Source organism: Kitasatospora sp. MAA19, from assembly GCF_029894125.1.
In the GTDB taxonomy this organism is placed as follows: Bacteria; Actinomycetota; Actinomycetes; order Streptomycetales; family Streptomycetaceae; genus Kitasatospora.
On record NZ_JARXYZ010000013.1, the window covers coordinates 145,728 to 172,507 of the forward strand.

A 26,780-nucleotide genomic window follows, 5' to 3' on the forward strand; every position below is an offset into this window, starting at 1 on the left:
CGGCTGCCCGCGCCGGGGTATGGACGGATCTGGCATAACTCATCCCGATATGGGCGTTCACCCACCGTAGTCGGCCAGATACCGAAGCACCTTGTCGACATGCGGGCGGATCCGCTCCGGGACGCCGCCGGCGTCCGCCACCGTCTTGTCACTGGTCCGGTAGGCGGCGGTGACCAGGGCCGGCAGGTCGTGGGTGAAACCGCGGTGCTTGAGCTGCTGGTCAAGCCAGCAGACGTAGTTGCCCATCGCGGCGATCGCGTCGCCCGGGTCCAGGTAGGACGTGGGACCGTCGTGGGCGGCGGCCTTCGCCCAGGCCGCGAAGACGGCGGGCGTCCACATGGCGATGCCGTACTCGCCGGTGTCGGGATTGGCCGCGTTCGGGTCGAAGCCGCTCTCGGCCTTCAGCATGGCGGCCAGCAGCACCGGGGCGATCTCCGGCTCGGGGCAGCGCCGGGCGGCGTTCTCGATCACGCCCCGGTAGGCCACCGGGACGTCCGAGCCGGCCGGGATCGCACCGGGCAGCGGGGGCGCGGCCGGGCGGGCGGCCGACCCGACCGCACCCAGTCCCGCGCCGTCCGGCTCGGGAGTACCGGTCAGGGCGAGGACGGTGGCGGTGCAGGCCAGCAGACAGGCGCCGGCCCGCAGCGCCGCGCGCCGACGGCCGGGCGGACCGTCGGCGGCCCGGGCGACCAGCGCGGCGAGGTCGGTGCGGGTCCGCTCCTCCCGGCCGGGGGTCAGGCAGGCGGCGACCACGACCCGCCAGGGCCCGGGCAGCGTCTCGTCCAGCCGCAGCGGCGCCGCGCCGCGCGCGTAGGCCTGGGCGGCCAGCGAGCGGGCCCGGGCGGTGGCGCCGAGGAACGGGTGCAGACCGCCGGTGAGCAGTTGGTGGGCGATCACCCCGAAGGCCCAGATGTCGGCGCTGGGCCGCAGGACGACGCCGCGCGCCCCGGTGCGCTGGGACCACCACTCGGGCGGGACGTGGTCGGGCGAGCCGAGCGGCGGCGCGTAGGCGTGGGTGCCCTCCAGCTCGGCGGTGAGGCCGAAGTCCGCGATCTTGGCGGTGCCGTCGGGCATCAGCAGGATGTTGGCCGGTTTGAGATCCCCGTGCACCCAGCCGACCCGGTGCATGTGGGTGAGCCCGGCGCAGACCTCGGTGAGCACGCGTTCGGCGCCGGGCACCGGGGCGCCGGGGCGGGCGGCGGCGAGCACGTCCTGGAGGCTGCGGGCGGCGCGTTCCATCACCAGGGCGACGGCGCCGTCCAGGCCGGGGGCGGCCGGATCGTCGACGACTGTCACCGCGAGGGTGCGGATCAGGTGGGGGTGGTCGGCGCGGCGGCTGAAGCGCATCTCGCTGCGGGCGATCTGGGCCATGGTCCGGCGCTGGCCCGGGCTGAGCCGGGCGGGGCTGAGCAGCTTGACGGCGGCCGGGGTGCCGTCGGGGCCTTCGGCCGCGTACACGCTGCCCCAGGCGCCCTCGCCGAGGAAGGCGCCGGTGCGGTAGCCCGCGAGCGAGTAGCCGGGCGGGACCTCGAACGGCCGCTCCGGCGGCTGGTCGGAGGGCTGATCGGGCTCCGGTGAGGTCCGGCCTGCCGCCGGCGGGGGCCGGTCCGGATCCGGCGGCCGGTCGTGCTCCGGGTCGGCGGGCCTCACGTTCGGGCGACCGGGCGCCGGGGCGGGAGCAGGGCCAGGTGCTCCTCCCGGACCAGGTCGAACTTCAGTGCCAGGGCGACGAGTTCCTCGCGCTTGCCCCCGCCCGGGCCGTCCTCGTACGGCTCGCGCAGCCGCAGTTTCGTCCACACCAGGTAGTCGATGTGGTAGTTGACCGCCGAGCGGGTCAGGCCGCGACAGGAGGGCAGGGCGCGCAGCCGGGCCAGCACGTCGGTGACGCCGGGGACGGCGGCGGCGGAGGGCGAGCGCAGCCGGGGCTCGCAGAGCGCGAGCAGCACCAGGAAGTACTTGGCGGTCGGGTCGAGGGCGAACGGGCTGACGGTGCGTTCGCCCTCGGCGCCGCCGGACCGGCCCTCCAGGTAGGCGTGTTGCGGGGCGAAGACCTTGAACGAGGCGGGTTCGCCGAGGGCCGGCAGCAGCACCCGGGAGAACTCGAACGGGACGGGCGCGCCGAGCCGCCCGGGCGCCACCTTGACGTACTCGCCCGCGCCCTCCAGGTTCTCCACCACATAGGTGGCGGAGGTGCTGAAGTTGGAGAGCCGCCAGTAGTCCTCGGCGGCGGTGACCTCCCCCGCACGGCGGGACACGCCCTGGTCGGGCAGCGGGATGGGGACCGGCCGGCCCGGCTCGCCGCGTCCGAACACCGCAGCCTCACCGGGGCCCATCCGCAGCAGGCCGGGCGGTGCGCCGGACGCCACCACAGGCCCCCGGTCGGGCAGTTGCACGATGACCGTGTCCACGCAGACACCTCCGCGGTTCGGGGTCGATGCTATCCGCCCGATTCGCCCCGACGGCAGTTCGCCACCCGGACGAGTGAAGGAACGCGGCCAATCCGGACCGGGCCTCGCGGAGTTGCCGACCGCCGGACTGATCATCCGTCAGGCGCCCGCCTGACGCCCGCCGGACGGGCCGCCGAACAACCGGAGCGGATGGTTGCACTACGTAATTGAACGATCACCATGAGTGTGACGCAACACACACTCGACATGTCCACGTTCTATGCAAGACTCATCTCAAGGAGTGAGATCCCCTTAATTTCCAAGGAGGTTCATATCATGCGCGCTCGGATCGCAGCTGTGATGATGGCAGTGGCAGGGATCGCAGGCCTGACGGCCGGACCGGCCACGGCGGCCGCGGCGACGACCGAGAACGACACGGCGACCTGCACCGCAGTGGTCAACACGCCGTGCATCTCCCACCAGCACGACGGCGAGGGCGTCTTCGGCGTCGCCCAGGTCTCGGCCGACCCGGGCCAGTTGACGGTGGTCCGGGTCGAGGTCCGGACGCAGAAGGCCTGGGGCAGCCCGTGGGAGACGGTCGCCTCCGCCACCACCGTGCGACTCGGCTCCGCGAAGGCGGTCACCCCGCGCGTCATCACCACCGACCTGCGGATGATCTGCGCCACCGCCGGCCCGGCGCTGGAGGCGACCCAGCGGGTCACCACCTGTACCAACCCGTTCTGACCGACCGGGTTCCTCGACGAGCGTCGGGTCGTCAACGGCCACCCGGTCGTCAACGGCCACCGGCTCGACAACGGCCACCGGGCCGTCGCGGAACCTCACGGACCGGGTGAACCGGGGCGCCCGCGCCCCGGCTCCAGGGCCGGCCGCCACCGCACGTGGCGGCCGGCCCGTCGGCGTCCGTGCCCCCGCCGATCGGTGCCGGATCGGTGCCGGGCAGGCCGCCCGCAAGCCGGACGGACGGCGTTGACCAGGCCCGGGTGGACCTGGGGCACCCGTTCACGGCAAACTGGTCTAGACCTCAAAGGAGGTCTAGACCAGAAATCCGGCTAGAACGGTGGACCAGTATGGAAATCGTGATCGTCCCTGACGCCTCAGCGGCCGGCGAACTCATCGCCGCGGCGATCACCGATCTGCTGTCCGGCAAGCCCGAGGCCCTGCTCGGCGTGGCGACCGGCTCGACCCCGCTGCCGATCTACCAGGCCCTCGCCGAGCGGGTCCGCGACGGCCGGCTCGACGCCCCCCGGGCGCGCATCTGCCAGCTCGACGAGTACGTCGGCCTGCCCGCCGGCCACCCCGAGTCCTACCGTTCGGTGGTGCTGCGCGAGGTCGTCGAACCGCTCGGCCTGACCGAGGACTCCTTCCTGGGCCCCGACGGCAACGCGACGGACATCGCCGCGGCGGCCGCCGCCTACGACCGCGCACTGGCCGCGGCCGGCGGCGTCGACCTCCAGCTGCTCGGCATCGGCACCGACGGCCACATCGGCTTCAACGAGCCCTGCTCCTCGCTGGCCTCCCGCACCCGGATCAAGACGCTCACCCGGCAGACCCGCGAGGACAACGCCCGGTTCTTCGACAGCCTCGACGAGGTCCCGCACCACGTCATCACCCAGGGCATCGGGACCATCCTGGAGGCGCGGCACCTGGTCCTGCTCGCCACCGGCGAGGCCAAGGCCGAGGCCGTCGCCCTCGCCGTCGAGGGTCCGCTGTCCGCCGCCGTCCCCGCCTCGGCGCTGCAGCTCCACCCGCACGCCACCGTGGTGGTCGACGAGGCCGCCGCCTCCGGCCTCAGGCTCGCCGACTACTTCCGCGACACCTACGCCGCCAAGCCGGCCTGGCAGGGTCTCTGAGGTCCCCCGGGCCGGTACCGGAAGCGGTCGCTTCCGGTACCGGCCCGGATGACGTCCCGGCCCCACCCCGACGGTCAGCGCCTGCGGAGCCAGTCGGCGAAGTCCGCCAGGGCGGGGCCGGGGTCGCGACGGCCGAGGCCGATCCGGAAGCGGTCGGCGGGGGTGGGCGTCAGCTCGGAGCGGTACATGCTCGCGGGCAGCAGCAGGACGCCCGCCTGCTCGACCAGCGCGGTGCAGAAGTCCTCCACCCCGTCCGCCCCGAGGTAGCGCGGGTAGGCGACGCAGCCGCCGTCCGGGGCGCGCCACTCGAAGAGGTCGGCGAACTCGGCGAAGAACGCGTCGAACTGCGGCAGGTTCTCCGCGATGATCGCGCGGTTGCGCGCCAGGATCCGCTCGCGGGCGTTGATCGCGATCCGGGCCAGCACCTCGCTCGGCGCCGAGTTGCAGATCGTGGTGTAGTGCTTGGCCCGCTCCAGCCGGGAGCGCAACTCCCGGTCGCGGCAGGCGATCCAGCCGATCCGCAGGCCGGGCAGGCCGAGCGACTTCGAGGTGACGTTGAGCGAGAGGGCGCGCTCGGAGAGGTCGGCGGCCTGCGGCAGGGCGCGGGCCGGATCGCGCTCCAGGCCGCGGTAGACCTCGTCCGAGAAGAGCCGGATGCCGCGTTCCTCGCACAGCTCCACCAGGCGCCCGAAGTCGGCGGCGTCGATCACCTTGCCGGTCGGGTTGTTGGGGAAGTTCACCGACAGCACCCGGGTGTTCGGGCGCAGCGCGGCCGTGACCGCGTCGAGGTCGAGCGCCCAGTCGTCCCGCTCGTCCAGGGCGACGCCGGTGACCTCGCAGAGGGAGAGCGGGATGGTCTCGGCGGACTGGTAGTTGGGGGTCACCACCACGGCGTGGTCACCCCGGTCGAGGAGCACCTGCATGGCGAGGTTGAGCCCCTCCTGGGCACCGCCGAAGCAGATCACGTCGTCGGCGTCGACCTCCTGGTACATCCCCGCGATGGCGCGGCGCAGCGCCGGGTCCCCGTAGCTCTCGGTATAGCCGAGCGCGAGCCCGTCCCAGGCCTGCCGGTCCTCGGGGCCGGCCAGGGCGAGGAGTTCGGCCATCGTCATGGTCTGGGCGTCGGAGGCGGTGAGGTGGTGTCGGGCGGTGAACTCCCAGCGCGAGAAGTAGGTTTCGAGCCGGAAGTCGGGGAGCATGGTCATTTCTCGTCCTGGTTCTGGTGCGCGTTCCGGCGGGCGGGGGCCTGCTTGAGCTCGGCGAGCAGGGTGTAGACGGTCGAGCGGGAGATCCGCAGCGCGGTGGCGACGGCGGGAGCGGCGCGGCGGACGGCGAACACCCCGGCCTGGTCGAGTTCGCGCAGCACGGCGAGCCGGTCCTCGCGACCGAAGCGTTCGAGCGGGCGGCCCTGCGCGCGGACGTAGCCGCCGATCACGTCGTTCATCCGCTCGGTCCAGTCGCGCTCGAAGAGCGGTTCGGGGCGGGGCGCGGTGGGCGCGGCGAAGCCCGCCAGCAGGGCGGCGGCCTGCTCCAGCGGGCCCCGGTCGAGGTTGACGCACAGCATCGCCGAGGGCCGTCCGGCGTCGTCGCGCAGCACGGCGCTGACGGAGGAGAGCCGGCGCCCGTCGGGCAGCAGCTTCTCGTAGGGGCCGTAGACGTCGGGGGCGGAGGGGTCGAGGGCGTCGAGTTCGCCGAGCATCGACGGGTCGCCGGGGGCCCGGGGGGTCATCGGGTTCCAGACGGCCAGCACCCGGTCGGTGGCGGCGTCGTGCAGCACCACCTCGGCGTACGGCCCGAGCAGCAGGGCCACGGCGCGGCAGGCCGGTCCCCAGGTCCGGACCCGCGGGTCGGGGGTTTCGGTGGTCATGCCTGGACTGTACGTCCAGTCCGGACGATTCGTCCAGAGCTGGACCGGCGAAGGCCCCGCCGACTCCTGGAGTGCCATGGGCCGGGCGGGGCCGTCGGTGCGCGGGGGCGATCAGTGGCAGGTGATCAGCATGCCGAGGACGGCGGTGCAGCTGCGGGTGTCCCGGCTGGTGGCCGGGGACGGGTCGGCGGGCGCACCGGCGGTGCGGGCCACGGTGACGTCGAAGCTGCGGATCAGGCTGAGCAGGCCGACCGAGATCGAGAAGTGCCGGGTGGTGCTCGCGCCCTTGGCCAGCGGCGCGGCGAGCGTGCAGGTGAGCTTGCCGCCCGCGATCGCGCAGTCACCGGAGGTCGCCGCCAGCCCGGCCGGGAGGTCGGCGGAGACGGTGGCCGCGGTGACCGGGTCGGGACCCTGGCCGGTCAGGGTGACGGTGTAGTCGACCCGGCCGCTCAGCAGGTTGCCCACCGGCGTGGCGGTGAGGGCGACGCCGAGGTGGGCACTGGGGGCCGTGTAGGTGAAGCGGTCGGCGGCGACGGCGGCACTGGTGCCGCCGGGCGTGGTGACCTGGACGTCCACCGGCCCGGTCACCGTGGTGGCGGGGGCCGTGGCGGTGCAGCTGGTCTTCGTGCAGCTGAACGCGGTGGCGGCCCCGGCCGCGCCGAAGGTCACGGCGGTGGCGCCGTTCAGGTCGGTGCCGGTGACGGTCACCGTGGTGCCGCCGGTCCCCGAGCCGCCGGACGGGCTGATCGCGGCGACGGCCGGGACGGGCAGCGGGAACTTCAACACGTCGACGGCGTTGCCGGTGAAGTCGGCGAGGTAGCCGCGCCGGCCGTCGCCGGTGACCGCCAGGGTGTACGGGCTGGCGCCGACCGGGACGGTCGCGGTGACCGTCCGACTGGCGGTGTCCACCACGCTGACGGTGTTGTCGGCGTAGTTGGAGACGTACGCGGCGCTGCCGTCCGGGGCCAGCGCGACGGCGTACGGACCGGAGCCGACGGCGACGGTGCCGACCAGCGTGTTGCCGGTGGTGTCGACGACGCTGGCGGTGCCGTCGTCGGCGTCGGCCGCCCAGAGCCGGGTGCCGTCCGGGCTGAGCGCGAGGCCGAAGACGCTGTGGCCGACGGGAACGGTGGCGCTCACCGTGCTGCTCACGGTGTCGACGACGCTCACCGCCTTGGCACCGGTGGCCGCGACGTAGAGCCGCTTGCCGTCCGCCGAGAGGGCCAGCCCGTGCGGCTCGGCACCGACCGGGACGGTGGCGGTCACGGTGTTGGTGGCGGTGTCCAGCACGCTCACGGTGTCGGCCCCGGCGTTGCCGACGTAGGCGCGCGAGCCGTCCGCGGAGAGCGCGAGGCCCCACGGCTGGGCGCCGACCGGAACGGTGGCGGTCACGGTGTTGCTCGCGGTGTCGACGACGCTGACGGCGCCGTCGAGGTGGTGGGTCAGGTAGGCGCGGTGCCCGTCGGGCGAGAGGGCGACCGCGTAGGAGCCGGTGCCGGCGGTGAAGGTGGCGGCCACCGTGTTGCTCGTGGTGTCCAGCACGCTCACCGCGCCGCTGCTCTGGCTGGCCACGTAGGCCCGGGTGCCGTCCGGCGTGAGCGCCAGGCCCGCCGGGTAGGGCGCCACCGGCACGTGGGCCGTGACGGTCGGCGGCGGGGTGACGGCCTCGGCGGCGGCGGGCTGGGACAGCAGTGCGGCCGTGGCCGCAGCTATCGCGGTCACGGCCGTCCAGGCGCGCCCAGGTGCACGACGTGTTCTCACGGGTCTCTCCAGGATGGTCGGTCAAGGGATGCAACGCCGGTCGCTCCGACCCCCTGCGGATCCGGAGCCGCACGAAGCGTAGAAGCCGGTATGACCATCCGTCAGGAGCTGATCGGTAATGTCGTCAACTGTTCAGATTCGACCGGGATTCGGCCGTGGCGGCCCCCGGTCGCCCCTTCCGTCCCGGCGCCCGCCGCCGGCCGCGAACGCCCGGGAGCCTGCCGAGGGGGGCTCCCGGGGGCCTCCGGGGGGCGTGCAGAAAATTGGAGTTCCGGAGTCGTATTCGATAGCGTTTCGAACGTGAGGCTGACCAAGAGCACCGACATCGCCCTGCGGATCGCCATGCGGCTGGCCGTGCTGGGCGAGGACGCCAACCCGACCACCCGCGAGGTGGCCGAGGCGGTCGGCGTGCCGTACACCCACGCGGCGAAGGTGGTCAGCCGGCTTCAGCACCTCGGGGTGGTGGAGGCCCGGCGCGGGCGCGGCGGCGGGCTGCTGCTCACCTTCGCCGGGCGCACCGGCTCGCTCGGACTGCTCCTGCGCGAGCTGGAGGGGGTCGGCGACGTGGTCGGCTGCGAGGACGACCCGCCGTGCCCGCTGCGGGCCGCGTGCCGCCTGCGCGGTGCGCTGCGGACCGCCCAGGAGGCCTTCTTCGCCGCGCTCGACCCGCTCAGCATCGACGACCTGGTGGCCTCCCCCACCGGACCGGTGCTGCTCGGCCTCACCACCCGCCCCGCGAACCGCTCCACCGACTGAACCCCGCCCACCCCATCGGCCGACCCCGGCCGGGCCGCGCCTCCGCACGGCCTTTAATACGAATCTTACATACCAGTTAGGAGCCCGACTGATGCTGTCCACCAAGTCCGCCGAGGTCGTCGAGGCCACCCTGCCCATCGTGGGCGCCGCCATCGGGGACATCACGCCGCGCTTCTACGACCGCCTGTTCGCCGCGCACCCGGAGCTGCTGCGCGACCTGTTCAACCGGGGCAACCAGGCCAACGGCGCCCAGCGGCAGGCGCTCGCCGGGTCGATAGCCGCCTTCGCGAGTGCGCTGATCGCCCACCCCGACCAGCGGCCCGACGCGATGCTCGCCCGGATCGCGCACAAGCACGTCTCCGTCGGCATCACCGACGACCAGTACCGGATCGTCCACGAGCACCTCTTCGCCGCCATCGTCGAGGTGCTCGGCGAAGCCGTCACCCCCGAGGTCGCGGCCGCCTGGGACGAGGTGTACTGGCTGATGGCCAACGCGCTCGTCGCCATCGAGGACCGGCTGCGCGCCGAGACCGCCGCCGGCGGCGACCCGGCCGACCTCTGGCGCCCCTACACCGTCGTCGCCCGCTACCAGGAGACGGGCGACGTCACCACCTTCCTGGTCCGCCCGGCCGACGGCGGTCCCACCCCGGCCTCCCGCCCCGGCCAGTACGTCTCGGTGCGCACCCGCCTGGCCGACGGCGCCCGGCAGATCCGCCAGTACAGCCTCTCCGGCAGCGCCGACGGCGCGCTGCGCTTCACCGTCAAGCGCGAGCCCGGCGGCGAGGTCTCCGCCCACCTGCACGACCACCTGCACACCGGCGACACCGTCGAACTCGCGCCCCCGCTCGGCGACATCGCCCTCGCCGACGGCGACGGGCCGGTGCTGCTCGCCTCGGCCGGCATCGGCAACACCCCGATGACCGCGATGCTCGACCACCTCGCCGCCGCCGGCTCCCCCCGGACCGTCGTCTCGGTGCACGGCGACCGCGACCAGCTCACCCACGCCTTCCGCGCCGACCTCGCCCAGCTCACCGCCAAGCTGCCGAACGCCACCGCCCACGTCTTCTACGAGCGGCCGCTCGGCGACTGGCCCGCCGAGCGCACCGGGCTGGTGGACCTGTCCACCGTCGACGTCCCGGCCGGCACCACCGCCTACCTGTGCGGGCCGCTGCCCTTCCTGCGCGCCGTCCGCGAGCAGCTCCTCACGGCGGGCGTCCCGGCGGCGGACATCCACTACGAGGTGTTCGGCCCGGACCTCTGGCTCGCCTGAGGTCCCACGCGGGCTCACCCGAGATCCCGCGCCCGCCGCGGCCCGCTCGGTACGATCACGAGCGGGCCGACGACGGCGTCGGACGAAGGGAGGGCCGATGCGGGTCGCGCTGTTCGCCACCTGCGTCAACGACGCGCTGTTCCCCGCCACGGCGGTCGCGACCGTCCGGCTGCTGGAACGCCTCGGCGTGGACGTGGACTTCCCCGCCGGGCAGACCTGCTGCGGGCAGCCGCAGTACAACACCGGCTACCGGCAGGCCTGCGAACCGCTGGTCCGGCGCACCGCGCGGGCCTTCGCCGGGTACGAGCACGTGGTGACGCCCTCCGGCTCCTGCGTCGCGATGGTCCGGGACAACTACCCCCGGATCGGCGCCCGGGCTGCCGCCGACGGCCGGGGCACCGAACTCGCCGAGGCCGCCGACGCCTTGGCGCCCCGGGTCCACGAACTGACCGAGTTCCTCACCGACGTGCTCGGCGTCGAGGACGTCGGCGCGTACTTCCCGCACACCGTCACCTACCACCCGTCCTGCCACGGCCTGCGCGTGCTCGGCCTCGGCGAGCGGCCGCTGCGGCTGCTGCGCGCCGTCCGGGGGCTGGAGCTGGTCGAGCTGCCCGGCGCCGAGGAGTGCTGCGGCTTCGGCGGCACCTTCGCGGTCAAGAACGCGGCGGTCTCGGCGGCCATGGCCGAGGACAAGCTCGCCCACGCGCTCGGCACCGGCGCCGACGTCCTGTGCGGCGCCGACAACTCCTGCCTGCTGCACCTCGGCGCCACCCTGCACCGCCGGGGCGAGGCGCTGCGCCCGCTGCACCTCGCGGAGATCCTCGCCAGCACCGAGCAGCACCCGTGGAGGCCCTCGTGACCGGCACCTTCCTCGGCATGCCCGCCTTCCCGCAGGCCGCCGCGGCCGCCCTCCGGGACGGGCGGCTGCGCGCCAACCTGCGGCACGCCACCCACACCATCCGGGACAAACGCGCCCGCGCCGTCGCCGAACTCGACGACTGGGCCGAGCTGCGCGCCGCCGGCAAGGCGATCAAGGACCACACACTGCGCCATCTCGACCGCTACCTCGTCCAGTTGGAGGAGGCGGTCGCCGCCGCCGGCGGCGCCGTGCACTGGGCGGCCGACGCCGAGGAGGCCAACCGGATCGTCGCCGACCTGGTCCACGCCACCGGCGAGACGGAGGTCGTCAAGGTCAAGTCGATGGCCACCCAGGAGATCGGGCTCAACGAGGCACTCGCCGCCGAGGGGATCACCGCCTACGAGACCGATCTCGCCGAGCTGATCGTCCAGTTGGGCGACGACCGGCCCTCGCACATCCTGGTGCCCGCGATCCACCGCAACCGCGCCGAGATCCGGGAGATCTTCGCCGAGCGGATGGCCGCCTGGGGCCGCCCCGCGCCCGCGGACCTCACCGACTCCCCCGCCGAACTCGCCGAGGCCGCCCGGCTGCACCTGCGGGAGAAGTTCCTGCGCGCCCGGGTCGCCGTCTCCGGCGCCAACTTCATGGTCGCCGAGACCGGCACCCTGGTGGTCGTCGAGTCCGAGGGCAACGGCCGGATGTGCCTCACCCTGCCGCGCACCCTGATCTCCGTGGTCGGGATCGAGAAGGTCGTGCCCACCTGGCGGGACCTGGAGGTCTTCCTGCAACTGCTCCCCCGCTCCTCCACCGCCGAGCGGATGAACCCGTACACCTCGCTGTGGACGGGGCTGGGGCCGTCGAAGGGGGCCGACGGCGACGGCCCGTCCGCGTTCCACCTCGTGCTGCTCGACAACGGGCGCACCGCCGCGCTCGCCGACCAGGTCGGCCGCCAGGCGCTGCGCTGCATCCGCTGCTCGGCCTGCCTCAACGTGTGCCCGGTGTACGAGCGGGCCGGCGGCCACGCGTACGGCTCGGTCTACCCGGGCCCGATCGGCGCCATTCTGACGCCCCAACTACGCGGCATCACAAGCCCGGTGGACGCCTCGCTGCCGTACGCCTCCTCGCTCTGCGGGGCCTGCTACGAGGTGTGCCCGGTGGCGATCGACATCCCCGAGGTGCTGGTGCACCTGCGCGAGCGGGTCGCCGAGCAGGGCGGGCACCCGCTGGAGCGGGCCGCGATCGCCGCCGCCGGGTACCTGTTCGACCACCCGGCGGCGCTCGCGGCCGCCGAACGGCTGGCCGGGCGCACCCGGGCCCTGCACCCGCGCCGGCTGCCCGGCCCCGGCCGGGCCTGGACCGACACCCGGGACCTCCCGCAGGTGCCCGCCGAACCGTTCCGCGACTGGTGGCGGAGGAACCGCTCATGACCTCACGGGAGTCGATCCTCGCCCGGATCCGCGCCGCCCTCGCCGACCCCGCCCCGGCACCGGAACAGCCGATTCCCCGGGACTACCTGCGCACCCACAGCCCCGACGATCCGGCGGCGCTGCTCGATCTGCTGCACCACAACCTGGCCGACTACCGGGCCCGCGTCCACCGCTGCACCGAGGCCGAACTCCCCGGCGCCCTGGCCGGGTTGCTGGCCGAGCGCGGCAGCCGTACGGTCGCCGTGCCGCCCGGTCTGCCGCCCGCCTGGCTCGGCGCCGCCGCCGTCACGGCCGTCCCGGACGACGGCACGCTCACCGCCGCCCGGCTCGACACCGTGGACAGCGTCGTCACCGGCTGCGCGCTCGCGATCGCCGAGACCGGGACGATCATGCTGGACGGCGGACCGGGCCAGGGGCGGCGGCTGCTCAGCCTCGTCCCGGACCACCACCTGTGCGTCGTCCGGGCCCCCGGGCAGGTCGTCGCCTCCGTGCCGCTCGCCCTGCCCCGGCTCGACCCGGCCCGCCCGCAGACCTGGATCTCCGGGCCCTCCGCGACCAGCGACATCGAACTCGACCGGGTCGAGGGCGTGCACGGCCCGCGCACCCTGGAGGTCCTGCTGGTCGAGGGCTGACCGGCGGCCGCCGCAGCGTCACCGGACCGGACTCGTGCGAACGGCTCACCGCGGGCGGAGCTCCAGCGTGCAGCACTTGGCCCCGCCGCCGCCCTTCAGCAGTTCCGAGACGTCCACCGGGACGGGCTCGTAGCCGTGCTCGGCGAGCCGCCCGGTCAGGTTCTTCGCCGCCTCGGGCAGCAGCACCCGGCGGCCGTCCGAGACCGCGTTGAGGCCGAAGACCTCGGCGTCGGCCCGGTCGGCGAGGATCGCGTCCGGGTACAGGGTGCGCAGCACGGCCCGGCTGTCGGCGTCGAAGGCCTCCGGGTAGTACATGACGTGGTCGTCGGCGAGCACCGCCAGCGCCGTGTCCAGGTGGTAGAAGCGCGGGTCGACCAGGGTCAGGGTCACCACCGGGACGCCGAACACCTCGCCCGCCTCGGCGTGCGCGGCCCGGGAGGTGCGGAAGCCCGTCCCGGCGAGCAGCCGGCGGCCGGCCACCAGGTGGTCGCCCTCGCCCTCGTTGACGTGCCCGGCGCGGCGCACCTCCCGGTAGCCGTGCGCCCGGAACCAGGCCTGGTAGGCCTCGGATTCGGCGGCCCGCTCCGGGTAGCGGAAGGTGGCGACCAGCGCCCGGCCGTCCAGCACGGTCGCGCCGTTGGCGGCGTACACCATGTCGGGCAGGCCGGGCACCGGGTCGATCAGCTCGACGGTGTGGCCGAGGCGGCGGTAGAGCCAGTACAGCCGCTCCCACTGGCAGACGGCGAGCGCGGTGTCGGTGGGCTGTGCCGGGTCCATCCACGGGTTGATCGCGTAGTCCACGGTGAAGTGGGTCGGTCGGCACATCAGGTAGCGCCGCGGCCGGGCGGTGCGCTCCGGGGTCTGCGTGGGCATTGCTCAACCGTCCTCGGTTGCGGGGGAGTTCGGGGATTCCGTTCCACATCGGCTGCCCCGTCGATGCCGTTCGCACACCCGCGCGGGCGCCCCCGGCGGGCGCAGGCCCCCGCGCACCCGGCGCGGGCACCGGCGCACGCGTGCCCGGGTGTCACCAGCGGACCGCGCCGAAGTCCACCGGCGCGGTCCGCCGACCCCGGCAGCGGTCGGCGAGCGCCCGCAGCCGCACCGCCGCTTCCTCGGCGGGCATCCGGCGCCGCTCGCCGTGGCCGGGGAGCAGCCACTCGAAGCGCAGCGCGCCCAGGCTGCGGTCCAGCGAGGCGGAGAGCTCCTCGATCGAGTACCAGGTGACGGTGTCGTACACCTCCAGGTCCCCGGTGGTGCGGGACCAGTACAGGGTGTCGCCGGTGAAGCAGTAGCGCTCGTCGGCCAGGTACAGCACGCTGCCGCGGGTGTGGCCGGGGAAGGGGTGGGCGGTGACGCCCGGGGCGATCTCCACCGGGTCGACGCCGCGCAGCACCCGGTCGGCGTCGGGCGCGGCCTCCAGGTCGCCCTCGTGGATCCAGAGCCGGGCGCCGAACCGCTCGGCGTACGCCCGGCCGTGCGCGGCGTGGTCACGGTGCGTCAGCAGGACGTCGGTGACCGGGCCGAGCGCCTCGTAGCGGGCGGCCAGCGGCTCGGCGTAGCGGGGCGTGTCGACCATCAACCAGCCCGTGGCGCGGCGCAGCAGGTAGGAGTTGGCCCCCGCGGTGTGGCGGGAGTTGTGGCCGAGCAGCAGCAGGCTGTCGTCGAGGGCGAGCGGGAAGGGGTCGGTGGCCGGGTCGAGCGGGCCGGTACCCGGGCGGATGGAGCGGGTGGGGCAGGCGTGGGCGGCGGCGAGCAGGCTGCGGTGCTCGGCCTCGTCACGCGGCTGGCGGACCAGCTCGGAGCGGCCGGCGTGCTCGCGGATCAGTCCGGGCGCGAGCTGGCGGGCCACGTCGCAGTTGGTGCAGCGGTCGTCGACGGACCACTGTCCGGGCATGCCGGAGGTCGGGTTCATAGCCATGGATGTGTTCCCCCTGGAAGGACGGCGGCCGCGTCGGCCGCACCCTTCGAGGATCGTCCGGGCGGGCCCAAAAGCGGAAGGGGGCGGGGATCTTGTGGTTTCCGGGGCCCGGCGCTCTACGAGTCGGGTGGGGCACGTGGCCCATCTCACGTGCCGCCGGGGGCACCTACGGTGGCGTAGGTCACTTGAATAGGTGAACTATCTCCTTCATGCCGAACCTCCAGGAGACCCTTGACCTCAGTTCGTATGCCGCCCTCGGCGACAGCTTCACCGAGGGTCTGAACGACCCCGGCGCCGACGGCGCCTTCGCCGGCTGGGCCGACCGCCTGGCCGGACTGCTCGCCGACGGACGGCCGCCGGGCGGGTTCCGCTACGCCAACCTCGCGGTGCGCGGCCGGCTGCTGGACCAGATCTCGGCCGAGCAGGTGCCGCAGGTCCGCCGGCTCCAGCCCGACCTGGTCACCTTCTGTGCCGGCGGGAACGACATCCTGCGGCCCGGCAGCGACCCGGACGAGGTCGCCGAGCGCTTCGAGGCCGCGATCGTCCAACTCACCGAGTCCAGCGGGACGGTGCTGATCTGCACCGGCTTCGACACCCGCGACGTGCCGCTGTTCAAGCACCTGCGCGGCAAGATCGCCACCTACAACGGGCACATGCGGGCGGTCGCCGACCGCAACGGCTGCAAGGTCGCCGACCTCTGGTCGCTGCGCGCCGTCCAGGACCGCCGGGCCTGGAGCGAGGACCGGCTGCACCTGTCCCCCGAAGGCCACCAGCGGGTCGCCCTGCTGGCCGCCCGCTCGCTGGGGCTGCGCACCGAACAGGACCCGGAGGCGCCCTGGCCGGCCACTCCGGAGCTGTCCGCCGCCGACCAGCGGCGCGAGAACCTCCAGTGGGCCCGCGAGTACCTGCTGCCCTGGGTCGGCCGACGGCTGCGCGGGGAATCCTCGGGCGACCACGTCGAGGCCAAGCGCCCCGATCTGATGCCGCTCTGACGATCCGTCAAGCATCCTCAGGTGCTGCGGCCCGGGTGATCCGCGTGGTCCACACGGCCCACGCCGCCCACGCGGTCCGCAGCACCCGGCGCCCCGGCGGCGACGGGGCCCTGACCGAACTGCCCTCCGCTGCGGGCTCTGCCAGGATGGGCGTCCGCCACCTCGGGCGGCGCGAAAGGACGGCGGTGCGGTGGAGCTCGACCCGAAGAGACTGCTGATCCTGCGCCGGATCGCCGACGCCGGCAGCGTGGCGGGCGCCTCGCGCGCGCTGGGCCACACCCCGTCCGCGGTCTCCCAGCAGCTGGGCCGCCTGGAACGCGAGGTCGGCGTCCCGCTGGTGGACCGCACCGGCGGGCGGGCCGAACTCACCGCCGCCGGGCGCCTGCTGGCCGGCCACGGCGACCGGATCGGCCAGGCGCTCCAGGACGCCGCCCGCGACCTGCGCGCGCTCGGCGGCGCCGCCGCCGGCCCGGTCGCCATCGGCGTGCCGCCGCCCGCCATCACCTTCTTCGCCACGACCGCCGTCCACGTCCTCGCCCGCACCCACCCCGACCTCGCCCCCCGCCTGGTGGAGAGCGACCGGCAGGACGGACTGCGCGCGCTGCGGCTGGGCGAACTGGACCTGCTGGTCATCGAGGACGACCAGCAGGAACCGACCCCGCTGCCGAACGGCGTGGAGGCGAGCGTCATGGTCGAGGATGCCTACCGCCTGGTCGTCCCGCACGACTGGCCCGCGCCCACCGACGCCGCCCACCTGTCCGCCCGCCCCTGGATCGGCGCCCCGGCCGGCTCGCCCCGGCAGCTGGCCTTCCAGCGCCTGGCCGCCCAGCACGGCATCGCGCCCTCGGTCGAGCACACCGCCCGCTACCGCTTCGCCGTCTACAGCATGCTCGCCGCCCGCCTGGGCGCCGCGATCCTGCCCGCCCACGCGGCCGCCCTGATCGGCCCGGGCGCCGGCACCGTCACCACCCTGCCGGTGCCCGGCACCTACCTGGTGCGCCTGCTGCGCCGCACCGGTCCGTGGGGGGCGCCCCCGGCGGTGCTGGCGGCGGCCGAGGCGCTGCAGAGCGCGCTGCTGATGGCGAGCGAGCGGCTGGCGGCCCAGGGGCTGACCGAGGGCGAGCCCCGCGTGAACGGGCACCTGGTCGACCCCAGCGAGCAGGCCGCACCCGACGGGCAGGGCCCGCCCACCGTGACGCCGTAAGCGTTGCTGAACGCCGGGAGTGAGCTGTGCTTTCTGGTGCCCGGCGCGGCCCTCTGCCAGCGTGGCCGGGTGACCACGATCGCGGACGCGCCGCCTCCTGTCCCCGAGGACCGCAGGCCCTCCACCGTTCCGGAGGACCACCGGCCCTCCAGTGCCCCCGTCGGGCCCCCCGCCGTGGCCCCGGCCGCTGGAGCGGGCCGGGCCGGGCGGCTGCGCGAGCGGGCGCGCCGCGCCACGCGCCCGCTCCAACGCGTGGCCTGGGCCGCCGTCCTGGTCGGCGCGGCGGCGACGGCCTTCGCGCCATGGGGATCGACCACCTGGTACGACGGCTGGATCGGCGCGGCCGCCGCGGCCGCATTCGCGGCACTGGCCGCACCGGCGCGCCTGCTGCTGCGCCGGGGCCCGCGCCCCGGCGCCGCACTCCTCGCCCTGTTCAACGGCACCCTGCTCGCCCTGATGCTCTGCGTCTTCGCCGGCTGCTTCGCCTTCGCCCTCAGCGACTGGTCCCACGAGCGCGACCGCGACCACGCCGCCACGCTGCGGGTGACGGCCACCGTCACCGGCTGTCGGTCCACCGGCGACTCCAGCACCGAGTGCACCTACCACTGGTCGGTGGGCGAGCACGAGTACAGCACCAGCGAGGGCGCGGACCACCGGTGGCCCGACGGGCACCGGGTGAGCGTACGGATCGATCCCGCGCACCCGCAGCGGGCGGCCGTGGTCAGCGGCGTCTACTGGGCGCTGTGGATCGCGATTGCCGTGGGCGGGCTCGGCACCCCGTGCGTGCTGTGCGTCTGGTGGCTCCTGGAAGCCCCCACGGACGACTGACGCCGGACGCCGCCCTGGGCGCCCCCGGATACCCGGTCAGGTACCGGACGCCCGGTCAGCTCCCGGTCGACGTGGAGGCCCGGGACTTCCCGTTGTGGAAGCAGCCCGGTGCGCCGGACAGGCCCATAGTGAGGAAGGGCTGATCGTGGCCCTGCACCAGCGTCCTTCCCCGCCGGTTCCCGCTGGTCCACACCGGTTCGAGGTTCCAGCTGACGTCCTGGGAGCGGGTGACGGCGTGCCCGATACCGGGGCACACGTGGAGGACCGGCTGCCGCACGCGGACCGGGACGAGCAGGAGATGACGGCGGTCAGCCTTTGGCCGATCTGGCCGAGCCCCAGAGCGCGCCCCGGTTGACCCGGGTCGGGTGCAGGTCCAGCATGCCCTGGTAGAGCTCCAGGGTGGTTGTGGTGCGCTCGGCGACCGTCTCGAAGTCGTGGATGTACTTCGCGGTCTCGGCGATGTTCGCCGGGTCGTCGGGGCTGCCCGGGCGCTTGTGCCCTGCGATGACCGCCTGTGGGTCCAGGGCGGCGATGGTGTCGAGTGCGTGGAGCCAGGCCTGGCGGCCCTCGGCGGACGATTCGGCGAGGTAGAGGTGGACGTCGTTGTAGACGGCGTCGCCGGCCACGACCAGGCCGATGGAGGGCACGTGCAGACACGTGGTGTCGTCGGTGTCGGTGTGCCCGAGCCCCACGACGACGAGGTCGTGGCCTTCCAACTCCAGCCGGTCGCCGACCAACGGCTCGGCCACGACGAGCCTGTCAGGGATCTGGCCGGGGAAACGCGTGTTCCAGAGCGACGCGACGGACTCCGGCGCCATCTGCTTCCCCATCTGCGCCACCACGGCCGGCGTGGCGACGGCGCGGGCCTGCGGGAAGCGCTCCAGCAGGATGCCCAGCCCGAACCAGTGGTCACCGTGCCCGTGGGTCACGAAGACCGTGGTGAGGTTCTCGCCGCTGGCGGCGACCCGGTCCGCCAGGTGGCCGGCCTGCTCGGTGGTCATCAGCGCGTCGACCAGCACCGCGTCGCGCTCGCCGGTGATGAGCGTCGCCGTGATCGGTGACCACATGCGTCGGGGCAGGCCGGGCGGCAGGTCCGAGGTCTCCGTGGGGATCGACGGCGCGGTGTGGACACTCCAACTCAGCGGTGTTCCGAGCATGATCAGTTCCTTTGCGGGCTTCCGGTTGGTGCGGTCAGATCGCGTGCACCGGAGGGTAGTTCGGCTGCCACATGGCCGCGCGGACCCGGGCACCGATGTCGTCGCCGACGGTTGCGCGCGCCACCCCGTCGTGGGCGGCGCTCCGGGCGACTGCCGCGGCCACGGCGGCGGAGGTCTCCCGCAGCTGCAGGGTGGGTGGGAGGAGCGGCGCTCCGGGGGTGGTCGAGTCGACCTGTGCGGCGACCGCGTGGGCCGCGGCGGTGAGCATGCCGTCGGTGATGCGGGTGGCTCGGGCCACAATGGCTCCCAGGCCGAGACCGGGGAAGATCAGCGCGTTGTTGGCCTGTCCGATCCGGTGGGTGATGCCGTCGTGGGTCACTGGTGCGAAGGGGCTGCCGGTGGCTACCAGGGCCTGGCCGTCGGTCCAGGCGATCAGGTCGGCGGGCGTTGCCTCGGCGAGCGGTGTGGGGTTGGACATGGGCAGGATGATCGGGCGTCGTACGGCTGCGGCCATCTCGCGGACGACGGGTTCGGTGAAGGCGCCGGCCTGGCCGGAGGTGCCGATGAGCACGGTCGGTTCGACCCGGTGCACGACCTCCGCCAGCGCGATGCCGCCGACGTTCGGGTCGCGTGCCCAGCCGACCACCTCGTCCGCGGGGCGTGCATAGGGGGCCTGGAAGTCCCGCATGCCGGTCGTGCCGTCCGTGAGCAGGCCGTGCCGGGCGATGCACCAGATGCGGCGGGTGGCCTCGCCCGGCGTCAGACCGTCAGCGATGAGCGCGTCACGCAGTTGGTCGGCGATGCCGACACCCGCCGTGCCCGCACCGAAGATCACCACCCGGTGCTCCCGCAGTGGTGTGCCGCTCGCCCGCACGCCGGACAGCACCGCCGCCAGGTTCACCGCACCCGTGCCCTGGACGTCGTCGTTGAAGGTGAGCACCTGGTCGCGGTAGCGCGCCAGGATGCGCCGCGCGTTGTCCGGCCCGAAGTCCTCCCAGTGCAGCAGGGCGCCGGGGAAGAGCCGGGTCGCGGTGTCCGTGTAGGTCTGGACGAAGGCGTCGTAGGTCTCCCGGTCGACCCGGGGGTGGCGGTTGCCGAGGTAGAGCGGGTCGTCCAGCAGTTCCTCGCGGTTGGTGCCCACGTCGAGCATGACGGGCAGGGTGCGAGCCGGATCGATGCCGCCCGCGGCGGTGTACACGGCGAGCTTGCCCACCGAGATGTTGATGCCGCCCACCCCCCAGTCGCCGATGCCCAGGATCGCTTCGCCGTCGGTGGCGACGATCAGGTCGACCTCGTCCGGTCCCAGTCCGGTGGCCCGCAGCGAGCGTTCGACGTCCTCGGGCGCGTCGACCGACAGGTAGACCCCGCGGGGTCGCCGGTACTGGGAGCTGTAGCGCTCGATCGCGGTGCCGACGGTCGGGGTGTACACGATCGGCAGCATCTCGTCCAGGTGCTCGCCGACCAGCCGGTAGAACAGCACCTCATTGCGGTCCTGTAGAGCGGTCAGGTTGACGTGTTTGGCCAAGTCGTCGGGCTGTGCCCGGAATTGCGCGTGGGCGCGGGAGGACTGTTGCTCGATCGTGAGCACGTGCGGCGGAAGCAGGCCGACGAGGTCGAGCGCCTGCCGTTCGTCCTCGGTGAAGGCGGTGCCCCTGTTCAGCCGGGGATCGGCCAGCACGGCGCGGCCCCTGGCCGCCGTGTCCCATCGCCGGTAACGGGCGTTCCAGCGGGTCGGCATCGGATTCATGGCTTCCTCCTCGGGGGTGCTCCGATGCCGTGCGGCACCGGGATGCGTGATTCAGAGGTCCGAGCCGGCGCGACGACGTCGGGCGGGTCAGCGGCCTGACCGGCCGCGTTGTCGACCCGGGCAACGCGCTGTCGTCGACTCCGGCGGCAAACGGCGAGCTCGCGCCAACCGAAAGGGATCGCGTCGACCGGCGACTCCTCCGCCCTCGTGGTGCGCCGGCGGGTTGTGCTCATCCCGGTCCGGTGAGTTGCTCACGGAACCAGTCGGTGGAGGACGACGAACCCGGCCCGGCTGAAGCGTTCCGCATAGCCCTGCAGGCTCTGGTACTTCACACCGGCGAAGCCGTGCGCCATGGTGATCGCCGGAAAGGGACCGTTGCCCGTGGGCGGGCGGAAGACCCAGGCGTGCAGCTGTACGTTGTCAGCGGCGGGCACGAATACCTCCTCGAAGCCCATGAACCTTCACCTCTCTGTGCGGTTGCGATCCTGTCCACGAAGTCTGTGAGGATGCGCGCCACGGCTGCGGGTTGCTCGACGTGGGACCGGTGTCCGGCGCCGGGGACGCAAGCGCTCTCGCAGTGCCGCATCCTGCTCAGCCAGCTGCCCGCCGCGTCCAAGGAATCCGCCGTCGTCGGCGCGTACTGAATGCCGACGATCCGCCAGCCGGCGGATTCCCGGGCGATCTCGAAGTGAACGGCGAGACGCTCGATCTCGCTGCCGTCCGAGCGACGCCGTGACCAGATCGCCTCGATCGCCGCTCCGGCATCGTGGTAGACCGTCACCCTCCGGTCCGGCACGGCCGTGTAGGAATAGCCCTGCGCCTTCAGTGGGGCCTGGTTGCTCTCGAGCAGCCCGATAACGGCCTCGCTGTCGAGGAGCCACTCCCGTGACGCCGGCGAGCTGTGGTGCAGCGGCACGGCCCAGTAGTCGAGGATGAACTCCGGCCCGCGGGGGATCGCGCCGCTTCCCACTCCTACCCAGGTCGGCAGGTAGTCGTCGAAGAACCACTGCGTGACCTCGGTGCGGACCGCATCGTCACGCGCGCCCGCCACGTCAGTGCCGCCGTTCATCGTGGCAACCTGCCCGTTCGGGCACGAGCCTGACCGAGACGGGATCGCCGTGGGCGAGGCCGGTCATGACAGGAGTGCCAGCGCGCTGTACCAGACCGGGCTCACGTTGAGTCGGTCCGGATGGAGCCGCAGCATCTGGTCGAAGAACTCGCGTGGGCTCGGCTTCGCCGCCAGCAGACGCTGCGCGTCGAGCAGGTAGTCGCGGGTCTGTTCCAGGATCGACGGGTCGTCGGGGAGTTCTCTGTTCTTGTGGCCGGCGACGACCGCGCGCGGGCGCAGTGCGGTGACGGTGTCGAGCGCGGTGAGCCACTTGTCGATTCCGCCGCCGGGGCTTTCCAGCAGGTACTGGTGGACTCCGTTGTACGCGACGTCACCTGCCACGACGAGGCCGATCGACGGCACGTGCAGGACGGTGGTGTCGTCGGTGTCGGTGTGGCCCGTCTCCACCGCCAGGAGGCGGTGGCCCTCCAGTTCGAACCCGTCCGCGGGAATCACCTGGTAGGCCACGGGACTGTCGGGAATGAGTCCGGGAAAATCCACGTCCCACATCTGTTCGCGCCCCTCGGTCGCCTGCTTGTGCATCAGCCGGATCGTGCCCTCGGTCGCGTACGGCACGGCGTCGGGGAATCGCTGCATCAGCAGATCGGTGCCGAACCAGTGGTCGCCGTGCCCGTGGGTGGCGTAGACGTGAGCCAGTCGCCTGCCCCAGCGCTCGATCCAGTCGCCGACGCCCTGCACCTGCTCGCGGGTGAACGGCACGTCGACCAGGACCGCGTCCGTCTCACCCAGGATCAAGGTGCACGCCAGCGGCGAGGACACGATCGGTCCCCCGTCGGGCAGGCGCATGGGCCGCTCGCGACGCACCCCGTCGAAAACCAGCACCTCGTAGCGCAACTCCGTCACATCGACCTCCTGGCTCTGCGACCGGTCGCCGAGCGCAGACGTCGGGCGGGGATCCGACCAGGATGACGTCTGGATCAGCGGTGCGGGATTCCCGCAGGAGGCGGCCGGAAGCACCGGCGAGGACATCGCGTTCAGCCGTGCTTCCGGCGCCCCGCTGCGGGCGGCAAGACCGGCCCCCGCTACTTCCCGGGTACGAGGAACACCTTTCCCCGCCGGCCCTTCTGCTCCGCTTGGGCGACGGCGTCACCGATCTCGTCGAGAGAATATTGACGCCCGGGAGAGGTTTCAATGATTCCCTCTCGCATCAGCGCCACGATGTCTTCCCCCAACTGCCGTCGTTCTGCTTCGGTGAGCCGCGGAAGCCAGTAGCCGAGCCAGTAGACCTCCACGATACGGCGGCCCGCCAGGATGTACCGCGGGTCCTCGCCGACACGGATCGGCTCGCCCGTCAGGGAGCCGTACACCAGCATCCGCCCGTCCTCGTGGAGCGCCTTGAACATCTGTGTTCCGGTCTCTCCGACCACCGGATCGATGGCGTACTTCACACCCTCGGGCCCGACGATCTTGCGGACCTGTTCGTCGATCGGCCCCTCGGTGGACACGATGACGGCGTCAGCGCCGAGAGCTTCCAGCTCGGCCACCGATTCGCGTCTGCGGACGACGTTCAGGGTGCGGATACCGTCGCGTTTGGCCAGCCTGATGACCATGCGTCCCAGCTCGGAACCGGCCGCGGACTGCAGCAGCCACTCCCCCTTGGGGACCGCCAGCACACGACGGACCATGAGGACCACGGAGGCGGGATTGATGACGAAGGAGGCCACCTGTTCATCGGGGATCTCATCGGGCACCTGGAACAGATCACCCGCAGGAACGACAGCGTATTCCGCCCAGTTTCCGCCCTGCCCGTTGACGACCGACACCCGCTGCCCACTGGTCAGGCCTTTCACCCCGGGCCCGAGGGCATCCACGATTCCGACGCCCTCGAATCCGACCGGCGCCGGGAACCTGGCCTGAACGCCGGCGTAGAACCCCCGCACGTACAGCAGGTCCGACGGGTTCACGGGGGCCGCCAGAATGCGAATCCTCACCTGCCCGTCCCCGGGCTCCGGGACAGGCACGTCCTCGACTTCCAGGACCTCGGATGGCTCACCGTGTCGAGCTAACCGAATAGCCTTCATCACCTCGACCTTTCTGCGTGCGACATCACCCAAAAGCGTGACTGGATTGCCGGAAAGTCCGTTGACTGTTGAGGCTCGGAGATGTTGCGGCGATCAATGCTTGAAATCTGCTGGAGCCCGCCGGCCACGCTATGGCGAATGGGCATTGTCAGACCCGCCCTCTGCAGGGATCGTAACCCGCACGCCTCGGCAGCGCTCACCGCAGGCGCCGACACCTCGGTCGGCGCAGCGACGGCACCCTTGCGCCACGCATCCGGCCGCCGGACAGGCCCTAGGTGAGGGTGCGTATCGGTCGTCCCGCCTGGAAGGCGGCGATGTCCTCGACCGCGTCGCGGTAGAAGACCTCGTAGAGCTCGCGGGTCACGTAGCCGATGTGCGGGGTGAGGACGGTGTTCGGCAGCGTACGGAAGGGATGGTCGGCGGGCAGCGGCTCGACGTCGTAGACATCGAGCGCCGCGCACCGGATCGCCTTGCGCCGCAGGGTGTCCAGCAGGGCGTCCTGATCGACGATCGGCCCCCGCGAGGTGTTCACCAGGATCGCGGACGGTTTCATCGCGGCGAGTTCCGCACTGCCGACCAGTCCTCTGGTGCGGTCGCTGAGCACCAGGTGCACCGACAGCACGTCCGCGGCGGCGAACAGCTCCTGTTTGGTCACAGCCGTCACCCCGTGCTCGGCCGCGCGTTCGGGTGTGAGGTGCTGGCTCCAGGCGATGGTGCCCATACCGAACGCCTGGCCGATCCTGGCCACGCTGCTGCCCAGGTTTCCCAGTCCGAGAAGGCCGAGGGTTTTCCCGTCCAGCCCGGTGCCGACCGTGCGTTGCCAGCCGCCGTCCCGCATCGCACGCTCCTCGACCGGGAGGTTGCGTGCGGCGGCGAGGATCAACGCCCAGGTGAGTTCGGCGGTGGGCGACCCGAAGTATCCGGTCGCGGAGACCACGATGCCCTGCCGTGCGGCGGCCGCCACGTCGATCGCCGCGTTCCCTGGGCCGGTGGTGACCAGCAGCTTGAGATCGGGCAGCCGACGCAGAACCTCGGCGGTGAACCACGTGCGCTCGCGCATCGCGACGACGACCTCGAAGCCGGCGAGCCTGCGAACCAGTTCGTCCGCATCGGGGATGTGGTCGGTGAACACCTCGATCTCGGCGTCCAGCCGGCCCCAGTCGGCGCAGTCGAGGGCGACGCCCTGGTAGTCGTCCAGAATCGCGACCTTCACAGCGGTGATGCTACGGCGCTCCTCGTGGTGGGGCGAGCGGAGGCGAGCCCGTCACGTCGCCGGGCTGGCAGGCGGTCAGGGCGAGGGCACCACCGTCCGCGCCGACGGCCGCAGGAAGCACCCCGCGCCGCAGGAACCGACGTCAGGCGCCGGACGTCACTCCCCCTGCAGGCCGTTCGCGCAGGTCGTGGGCGGGTGGGAGCCGGAAGGGACGGGCGGGGAGCGGTGACACAGGTGACCGGTGCGGTGGACGGGGCCGTGGTGGACAGGGCCGTGACGGACGCGGGCAGGGCGGACTCGAACGGAGTGGGGCCGCAGGGCCACCGGGCCTTCGCGGTGGCCGGGTTCGCCTCGGGGCAGGACGGGCGCGCGCGGGAGCGCGGGAAGGCCTTGCGCCGGCGGGTGCCACGGGAGCGGCATGCCGAGTTCGCACCCGCGGCGGAGCGGCCGACGGCCGTGGAGGCGATCGAGGCCTCCAACGCGGGCCGGATCGCCGAACTGGTGCCGATCCGGGTGGGGCGGATGGCCGCCACGCCGTTCGCGTTCCTGCGCGGTTCGGCCGGGCTGATGGCCGCCGATCTGATGGGCACACCGGACACCGGGGTGGGCGCCCAGTTGTGCGGGGACGCGCACGCCGCCAACTTCGGCCTGTACGGGGACGCCCGCGGCCGGCTGGTGATGGACATCAACGACTTCGACGAGACCGTGCCCGGCCCCTGGGAGTGGGACCTCAAGCGGCTGGCCGCGAGCCTGGTGCTGGCCGGCCGGGAGACCGGGGCCGACGAGGCCACCGCCCGGGAGGCCGCCGAGCACGCGGCCGGCTCCTACCGCCGGACCATGCGCACGCTCGCCAAACTGCCCGCGCTGGACGCCTGGAACGCCGTCGCGGACGAGCAGTTGGTCTCCTTCACCGAGGCGCACGACCTGGCCGAGGTGCTGCAGAAGGTCGGCGCGAAGGCGCTGGGCAACACGAGCGCCAGATTCGCCGCCCGCAGCACCGCCCGCACGGCGGACGGCGGCCTGCGGTTCACGGCCGCTCCCCCGGTGCTCACCGAGGTGACCGACGCGACCGCGCGGGCCGTCGCGGAGTCGCTCGGCCCGTACGTGGCGACGGTGCCCGCCGAGGTGCGCACCCTGCTGTCCCGCTACCGGGTGCAGGACGTGGCGTTCCGGGTGGTGGGCACGGGCAGCGTCGGCACCCGCTCGTACGTGGTGCTGCTCACCGACCACCGGGACCAGCCGCTGGTGCTCCAGGTGAAGGAGGCCCGTCCGTCGGCGCTGCTGCCCTACCTGGAGCGCGCCGGCCACCCGGTGGCCGGGCAGGACGGCCACGAGGGCCGCCGGGTGGTGCTCGGGCAGAAGCACATGCAGGTGGTCAGCGACACCCTGCTGGGTTGGACGACGGTGGACGGACTGCCCTACCAGGTACGGCAGTTCCGCAACCGCAAGGGCAGCGTCGACCCGGCCGCGCTGCTGCCGGGCCAACTGGACGACTACGCCCGGATCACCGGCGCCCTGCTGGCCCGGGCGCACGCGCACACCGCCGACCCCGGCCTGCTGGCCGGCTACTGCGGCAAGAGCGAGGAACTGGACGAGGCGGTCGCCGCCTTCGCGGTCGCGTACGCGGACCGGACCGAGGCCGACCACGCCGACCTGGTCGCGGCGGTGCGCAGCGGCCGCCTGCCGGCCGAGCACGGGGTCTGAGTCACAGGGCCTGAGTCACAGGGTCTGGACCAACAGG

At 73.2% G+C, this 26,780-nt stretch carries 24 protein-coding genes; 11 read left to right on the forward strand and 13 right to left on the reverse strand.

Going from position 1 to position 26,780, the window contains the following annotated elements:
• Positions 1–57: 57 nt before the first annotated feature.
• Positions 58–1,650, reverse strand: a complete 1,593-nt coding sequence (locus P3T27_RS21295; protein ID WP_280680727.1) for a serine/threonine-protein kinase — start codon at positions 1,648–1,650, stop codon at positions 58–60.
• Positions 1,647–2,408: a serine/threonine protein kinase gene (locus tag P3T27_RS21300; protein WP_280680728.1), complete on the reverse strand. Its 762-nt coding sequence runs from the start codon at positions 2,406–2,408 to the stop codon at positions 1,647–1,649. The genes P3T27_RS21295 and P3T27_RS21300 overlap by 4 nt, the downstream gene beginning before the upstream one ends.
• A gap of 315 nt (positions 2,409–2,723) precedes the next feature.
• Here P3T27_RS21300 and P3T27_RS21305 point away from each other — a divergent pair, with 315 nt between their 5' ends.
• Together P3T27_RS21305 and P3T27_RS21310 are read left to right on the forward strand one after the other, a co-directional pair.
• On the forward strand, positions 2,724–3,131 hold the full coding sequence (locus P3T27_RS21305; protein ID WP_280680730.1) for a hypothetical protein: 408 nt from the start codon (positions 2,724–2,726) through the stop codon (positions 3,129–3,131).
• A 344-nt stretch (positions 3,132–3,475) separates the two neighbouring features.
• The gene (locus tag P3T27_RS21310) at positions 3,476–4,258 is read left to right on the forward strand and encodes a glucosamine-6-phosphate deaminase (RefSeq protein ID WP_280680731.1); all 783 of its coding nucleotides are present in this window, start codon (positions 3,476–3,478) and stop codon (positions 4,256–4,258) included.
• 74 nt (positions 4,259–4,332) lie between these two features.
• On the opposite strand, the gene P3T27_RS21315 is transcribed toward P3T27_RS21310, so the two are convergent.
• The 3 genes from P3T27_RS21315 to P3T27_RS21325 all read right to left on the reverse strand — a co-directional run bounded on the left by P3T27_RS21315 (position 4,333) and on the right by P3T27_RS21325 (position 7,847).
• Positions 4,333–5,463, reverse strand: coding sequence for an aminotransferase class I/II-fold pyridoxal phosphate-dependent enzyme (locus P3T27_RS21315; RefSeq protein WP_280680732.1), 1,131 nt, complete (start codon positions 5,461–5,463; stop codon positions 4,333–4,335).
• A complete protein-coding gene (locus P3T27_RS21320; RefSeq protein ID WP_280680733.1) occupies positions 5,460–6,125 on the reverse strand; it encodes a PAS domain-containing protein in 666 nt (221 codons plus the stop codon). The genes P3T27_RS21315 and P3T27_RS21320 overlap by 4 nt, the downstream gene beginning before the upstream one ends.
• Positions 6,126–6,236: 111 nt before the next feature.
• A complete protein-coding gene (locus P3T27_RS21325; protein WP_280680735.1) occupies positions 6,237–7,847 on the reverse strand; it encodes a YncE family protein in 1,611 nt (536 codons plus the stop codon).
• Between the two features lie 339 nt (positions 7,848–8,186).
• Here P3T27_RS21325 and P3T27_RS21330 point away from each other — a divergent pair, with 339 nt between their 5' ends.
• The 5 genes from P3T27_RS21330 to P3T27_RS21350 all read left to right on the forward strand — a co-directional run bounded on the left by P3T27_RS21330 (position 8,187) and on the right by P3T27_RS21350 (position 12,830).
• Positions 8,187–8,642, forward strand: coding sequence for an Rrf2 family transcriptional regulator (locus tag P3T27_RS21330; RefSeq protein WP_280680737.1), 456 nt, complete (start codon positions 8,187–8,189; stop codon positions 8,640–8,642).
• A gap of 91 nt (positions 8,643–8,733) precedes the next feature.
• Positions 8,734–9,912, forward strand: coding sequence for a globin domain-containing protein (locus tag P3T27_RS21335; RefSeq protein ID WP_280680738.1), 1,179 nt, complete (start codon positions 8,734–8,736; stop codon positions 9,910–9,912).
• 97 nt (positions 9,913–10,009) lie between these two features.
• Positions 10,010–10,771: a (Fe-S)-binding protein gene (locus P3T27_RS21340; protein ID WP_280680739.1), complete on the forward strand. Its 762-nt coding sequence runs from the start codon at positions 10,010–10,012 to the stop codon at positions 10,769–10,771.
• Complete coding sequence (locus tag P3T27_RS21345; RefSeq protein WP_280680740.1) at positions 10,768–12,198, forward strand: lactate utilization protein B; 1,431 nt, start codon at positions 10,768–10,770, stop codon at positions 12,196–12,198. The genes P3T27_RS21340 and P3T27_RS21345 overlap by 4 nt, the downstream gene beginning before the upstream one ends.
• The gene (locus tag P3T27_RS21350) at positions 12,195–12,830 is read left to right on the forward strand and encodes a lactate utilization protein C (RefSeq protein ID WP_280680742.1); all 636 of its coding nucleotides are present in this window, start codon (positions 12,195–12,197) and stop codon (positions 12,828–12,830) included. Before P3T27_RS21345 ends, P3T27_RS21350 begins: the two co-directional genes overlap by 4 nt.
• A 45-nt stretch (positions 12,831–12,875) precedes the next feature.
• Here P3T27_RS21350 and ddaH read toward each other — a convergent pair whose 3' ends face one another.
• A complete protein-coding gene (gene ddaH, locus P3T27_RS21355; RefSeq protein WP_280680746.1) occupies positions 12,876–13,703 on the reverse strand; it encodes a dimethylargininase in 828 nt (275 codons plus the stop codon).
• Between the two features lie 151 nt (positions 13,704–13,854).
• The gene (locus tag P3T27_RS21360) at positions 13,855–14,724 is read right to left on the reverse strand and encodes an MBL fold metallo-hydrolase (protein WP_280680843.1); all 870 of its coding nucleotides are present in this window, start codon (positions 14,722–14,724) and stop codon (positions 13,855–13,857) included.
• Positions 14,725–14,957: 233 nt separating this feature from the next.
• On the opposite strand from P3T27_RS21360, the gene P3T27_RS21365 reads away from it, so the two are divergent.
• The 3 genes from P3T27_RS21365 to P3T27_RS21375 all read left to right on the forward strand — a co-directional run bounded on the left by P3T27_RS21365 (position 14,958) and on the right by P3T27_RS21375 (position 17,772).
• Positions 14,958–15,740 (forward strand): SGNH/GDSL hydrolase family protein, encoded by a 783-nt coding sequence (locus P3T27_RS21365; protein ID WP_280680747.1) that lies wholly within the window; start codon positions 14,958–14,960, stop codon positions 15,738–15,740.
• A 190-nt stretch (positions 15,741–15,930) separates the two neighbouring features.
• Positions 15,931–16,944 carry a LysR family transcriptional regulator gene (locus tag P3T27_RS21370; protein ID WP_280680748.1) on the forward strand — a complete coding sequence of 338 codons (1,014 nt, stop codon included), beginning with the start codon at positions 15,931–15,933 and terminating at the stop codon, positions 16,942–16,944.
• A 69-nt stretch (positions 16,945–17,013) separates the two neighbouring features.
• Positions 17,014–17,772: a DUF3592 domain-containing protein gene (locus tag P3T27_RS21375; protein ID WP_280680750.1), complete on the forward strand. Its 759-nt coding sequence runs from the start codon at positions 17,014–17,016 to the stop codon at positions 17,770–17,772.
• Between the two features lie 308 nt (positions 17,773–18,080).
• On the opposite strand, the gene P3T27_RS21380 is transcribed toward P3T27_RS21375, so the two are convergent.
• The 6 genes from P3T27_RS21380 to P3T27_RS21405 all read right to left on the reverse strand — a co-directional run bounded on the left by P3T27_RS21380 (position 18,081) and on the right by P3T27_RS21405 (position 25,039).
• Positions 18,081–18,929 carry an MBL fold metallo-hydrolase gene (locus tag P3T27_RS21380; RefSeq protein ID WP_280680753.1) on the reverse strand — a complete coding sequence of 283 codons (849 nt, stop codon included), beginning with the start codon at positions 18,927–18,929 and terminating at the stop codon, positions 18,081–18,083.
• Between the two features lie 34 nt (positions 18,930–18,963).
• A complete protein-coding gene (locus P3T27_RS21385) occupies positions 18,964–20,667 on the reverse strand; it encodes an NAD-dependent malic enzyme (RefSeq protein ID WP_280680845.1) in 1,704 nt (567 codons plus the stop codon).
• A 337-nt stretch (positions 20,668–21,004) separates the two neighbouring features.
• Positions 21,005–21,745 (reverse strand): hypothetical protein, encoded by a 741-nt coding sequence (locus P3T27_RS21390; RefSeq protein ID WP_280680754.1) that lies wholly within the window; start codon positions 21,743–21,745, stop codon positions 21,005–21,007.
• A 63-nt stretch (positions 21,746–21,808) separates the two neighbouring features.
• Positions 21,809–22,648: an MBL fold metallo-hydrolase gene (locus tag P3T27_RS21395; RefSeq protein ID WP_280680847.1), complete on the reverse strand. Its 840-nt coding sequence runs from the start codon at positions 22,646–22,648 to the stop codon at positions 21,809–21,811.
• A gap of 179 nt (positions 22,649–22,827) precedes the next feature.
• The gene (locus P3T27_RS21400) at positions 22,828–23,736 is read right to left on the reverse strand and encodes a zinc-dependent alcohol dehydrogenase family protein (protein WP_280680756.1); all 909 of its coding nucleotides are present in this window, start codon (positions 23,734–23,736) and stop codon (positions 22,828–22,830) included.
• A gap of 361 nt (positions 23,737–24,097) precedes the next feature.
• Entirely contained in the window at positions 24,098–25,039 is a 942-nt protein-coding gene (locus tag P3T27_RS21405; RefSeq protein ID WP_280680759.1) for a D-2-hydroxyacid dehydrogenase family protein, read from the reverse strand.
• A gap of 336 nt (positions 25,040–25,375) precedes the next feature.
• Here P3T27_RS21405 and P3T27_RS21410 point away from each other — a divergent pair, with 336 nt between their 5' ends.
• Positions 25,376–26,743 carry a DUF2252 domain-containing protein gene (locus tag P3T27_RS21410; RefSeq protein WP_280680848.1) on the forward strand — a complete coding sequence of 456 codons (1,368 nt, stop codon included), beginning with the start codon at positions 25,376–25,378 and terminating at the stop codon, positions 26,741–26,743.
• Positions 26,744–26,780: the final 37 nt, after the last annotated feature.

Bases quoted from the DNA above. Each gene is read 5' to 3' on its own strand.
- P3T27_RS21305 (WP_280680730.1), top strand. From the start codon at position 2,724: ATGCGCGCTCGGATCGCAGCTGTGATGATGGCAGTGGCAGGGATCGCA.
- P3T27_RS21310 (WP_280680731.1), top strand. From the start codon at position 3,476: ATGGAAATCGTGATCGTCCCTGACGCCTCAGCGGCCGGCGAACTCATC.
- P3T27_RS21315 (WP_280680732.1), bottom strand. From the start codon at position 5,463: ATGACCATGCTCCCCGACTTCCGGCTCGAAACCTACTTCTCGCGCTGG.
- P3T27_RS21320 (WP_280680733.1), bottom strand. From the start codon at position 6,125: ATGACCACCGAAACCCCCGACCCGCGGGTCCGGACCTGGGGACCGGCC.
- P3T27_RS21335 (WP_280680738.1), top strand. From the start codon at position 8,734: ATGCTGTCCACCAAGTCCGCCGAGGTCGTCGAGGCCACCCTGCCCATC.
- P3T27_RS21340 (WP_280680739.1), top strand. From the start codon at position 10,010: ATGCGGGTCGCGCTGTTCGCCACCTGCGTCAACGACGCGCTGTTCCCC.
- P3T27_RS21350 (WP_280680742.1), top strand. From the start codon at position 12,195: ATGACCTCACGGGAGTCGATCCTCGCCCGGATCCGCGCCGCCCTCGCC.
- ddaH (WP_280680746.1), bottom strand. From the start codon at position 13,703: ATGCCCACGCAGACCCCGGAGCGCACCGCCCGGCCGCGGCGCTACCTG.
- P3T27_RS21360 (WP_280680843.1), bottom strand. From the start codon at position 14,724: ATGCCCGGACAGTGGTCCGTCGACGACCGCTGCACCAACTGCGACGTG.
- P3T27_RS21365 (WP_280680747.1), top strand. From the start codon at position 14,958: ATGCCGAACCTCCAGGAGACCCTTGACCTCAGTTCGTATGCCGCCCTC.
- P3T27_RS21380 (WP_280680753.1), bottom strand. From the start codon at position 18,929: ATGCTCGGAACACCGCTGAGTTGGAGTGTCCACACCGCGCCGTCGATC.
- P3T27_RS21385 (WP_280680845.1), bottom strand. From the start codon at position 20,667: ATGCCGACCCGCTGGAACGCCCGTTACCGGCGATGGGACACGGCGGCC.
- P3T27_RS21390 (WP_280680754.1), bottom strand. From the start codon at position 21,745: ATGAACGGCGGCACTGACGTGGCGGGCGCGCGTGACGATGCGGTCCGC.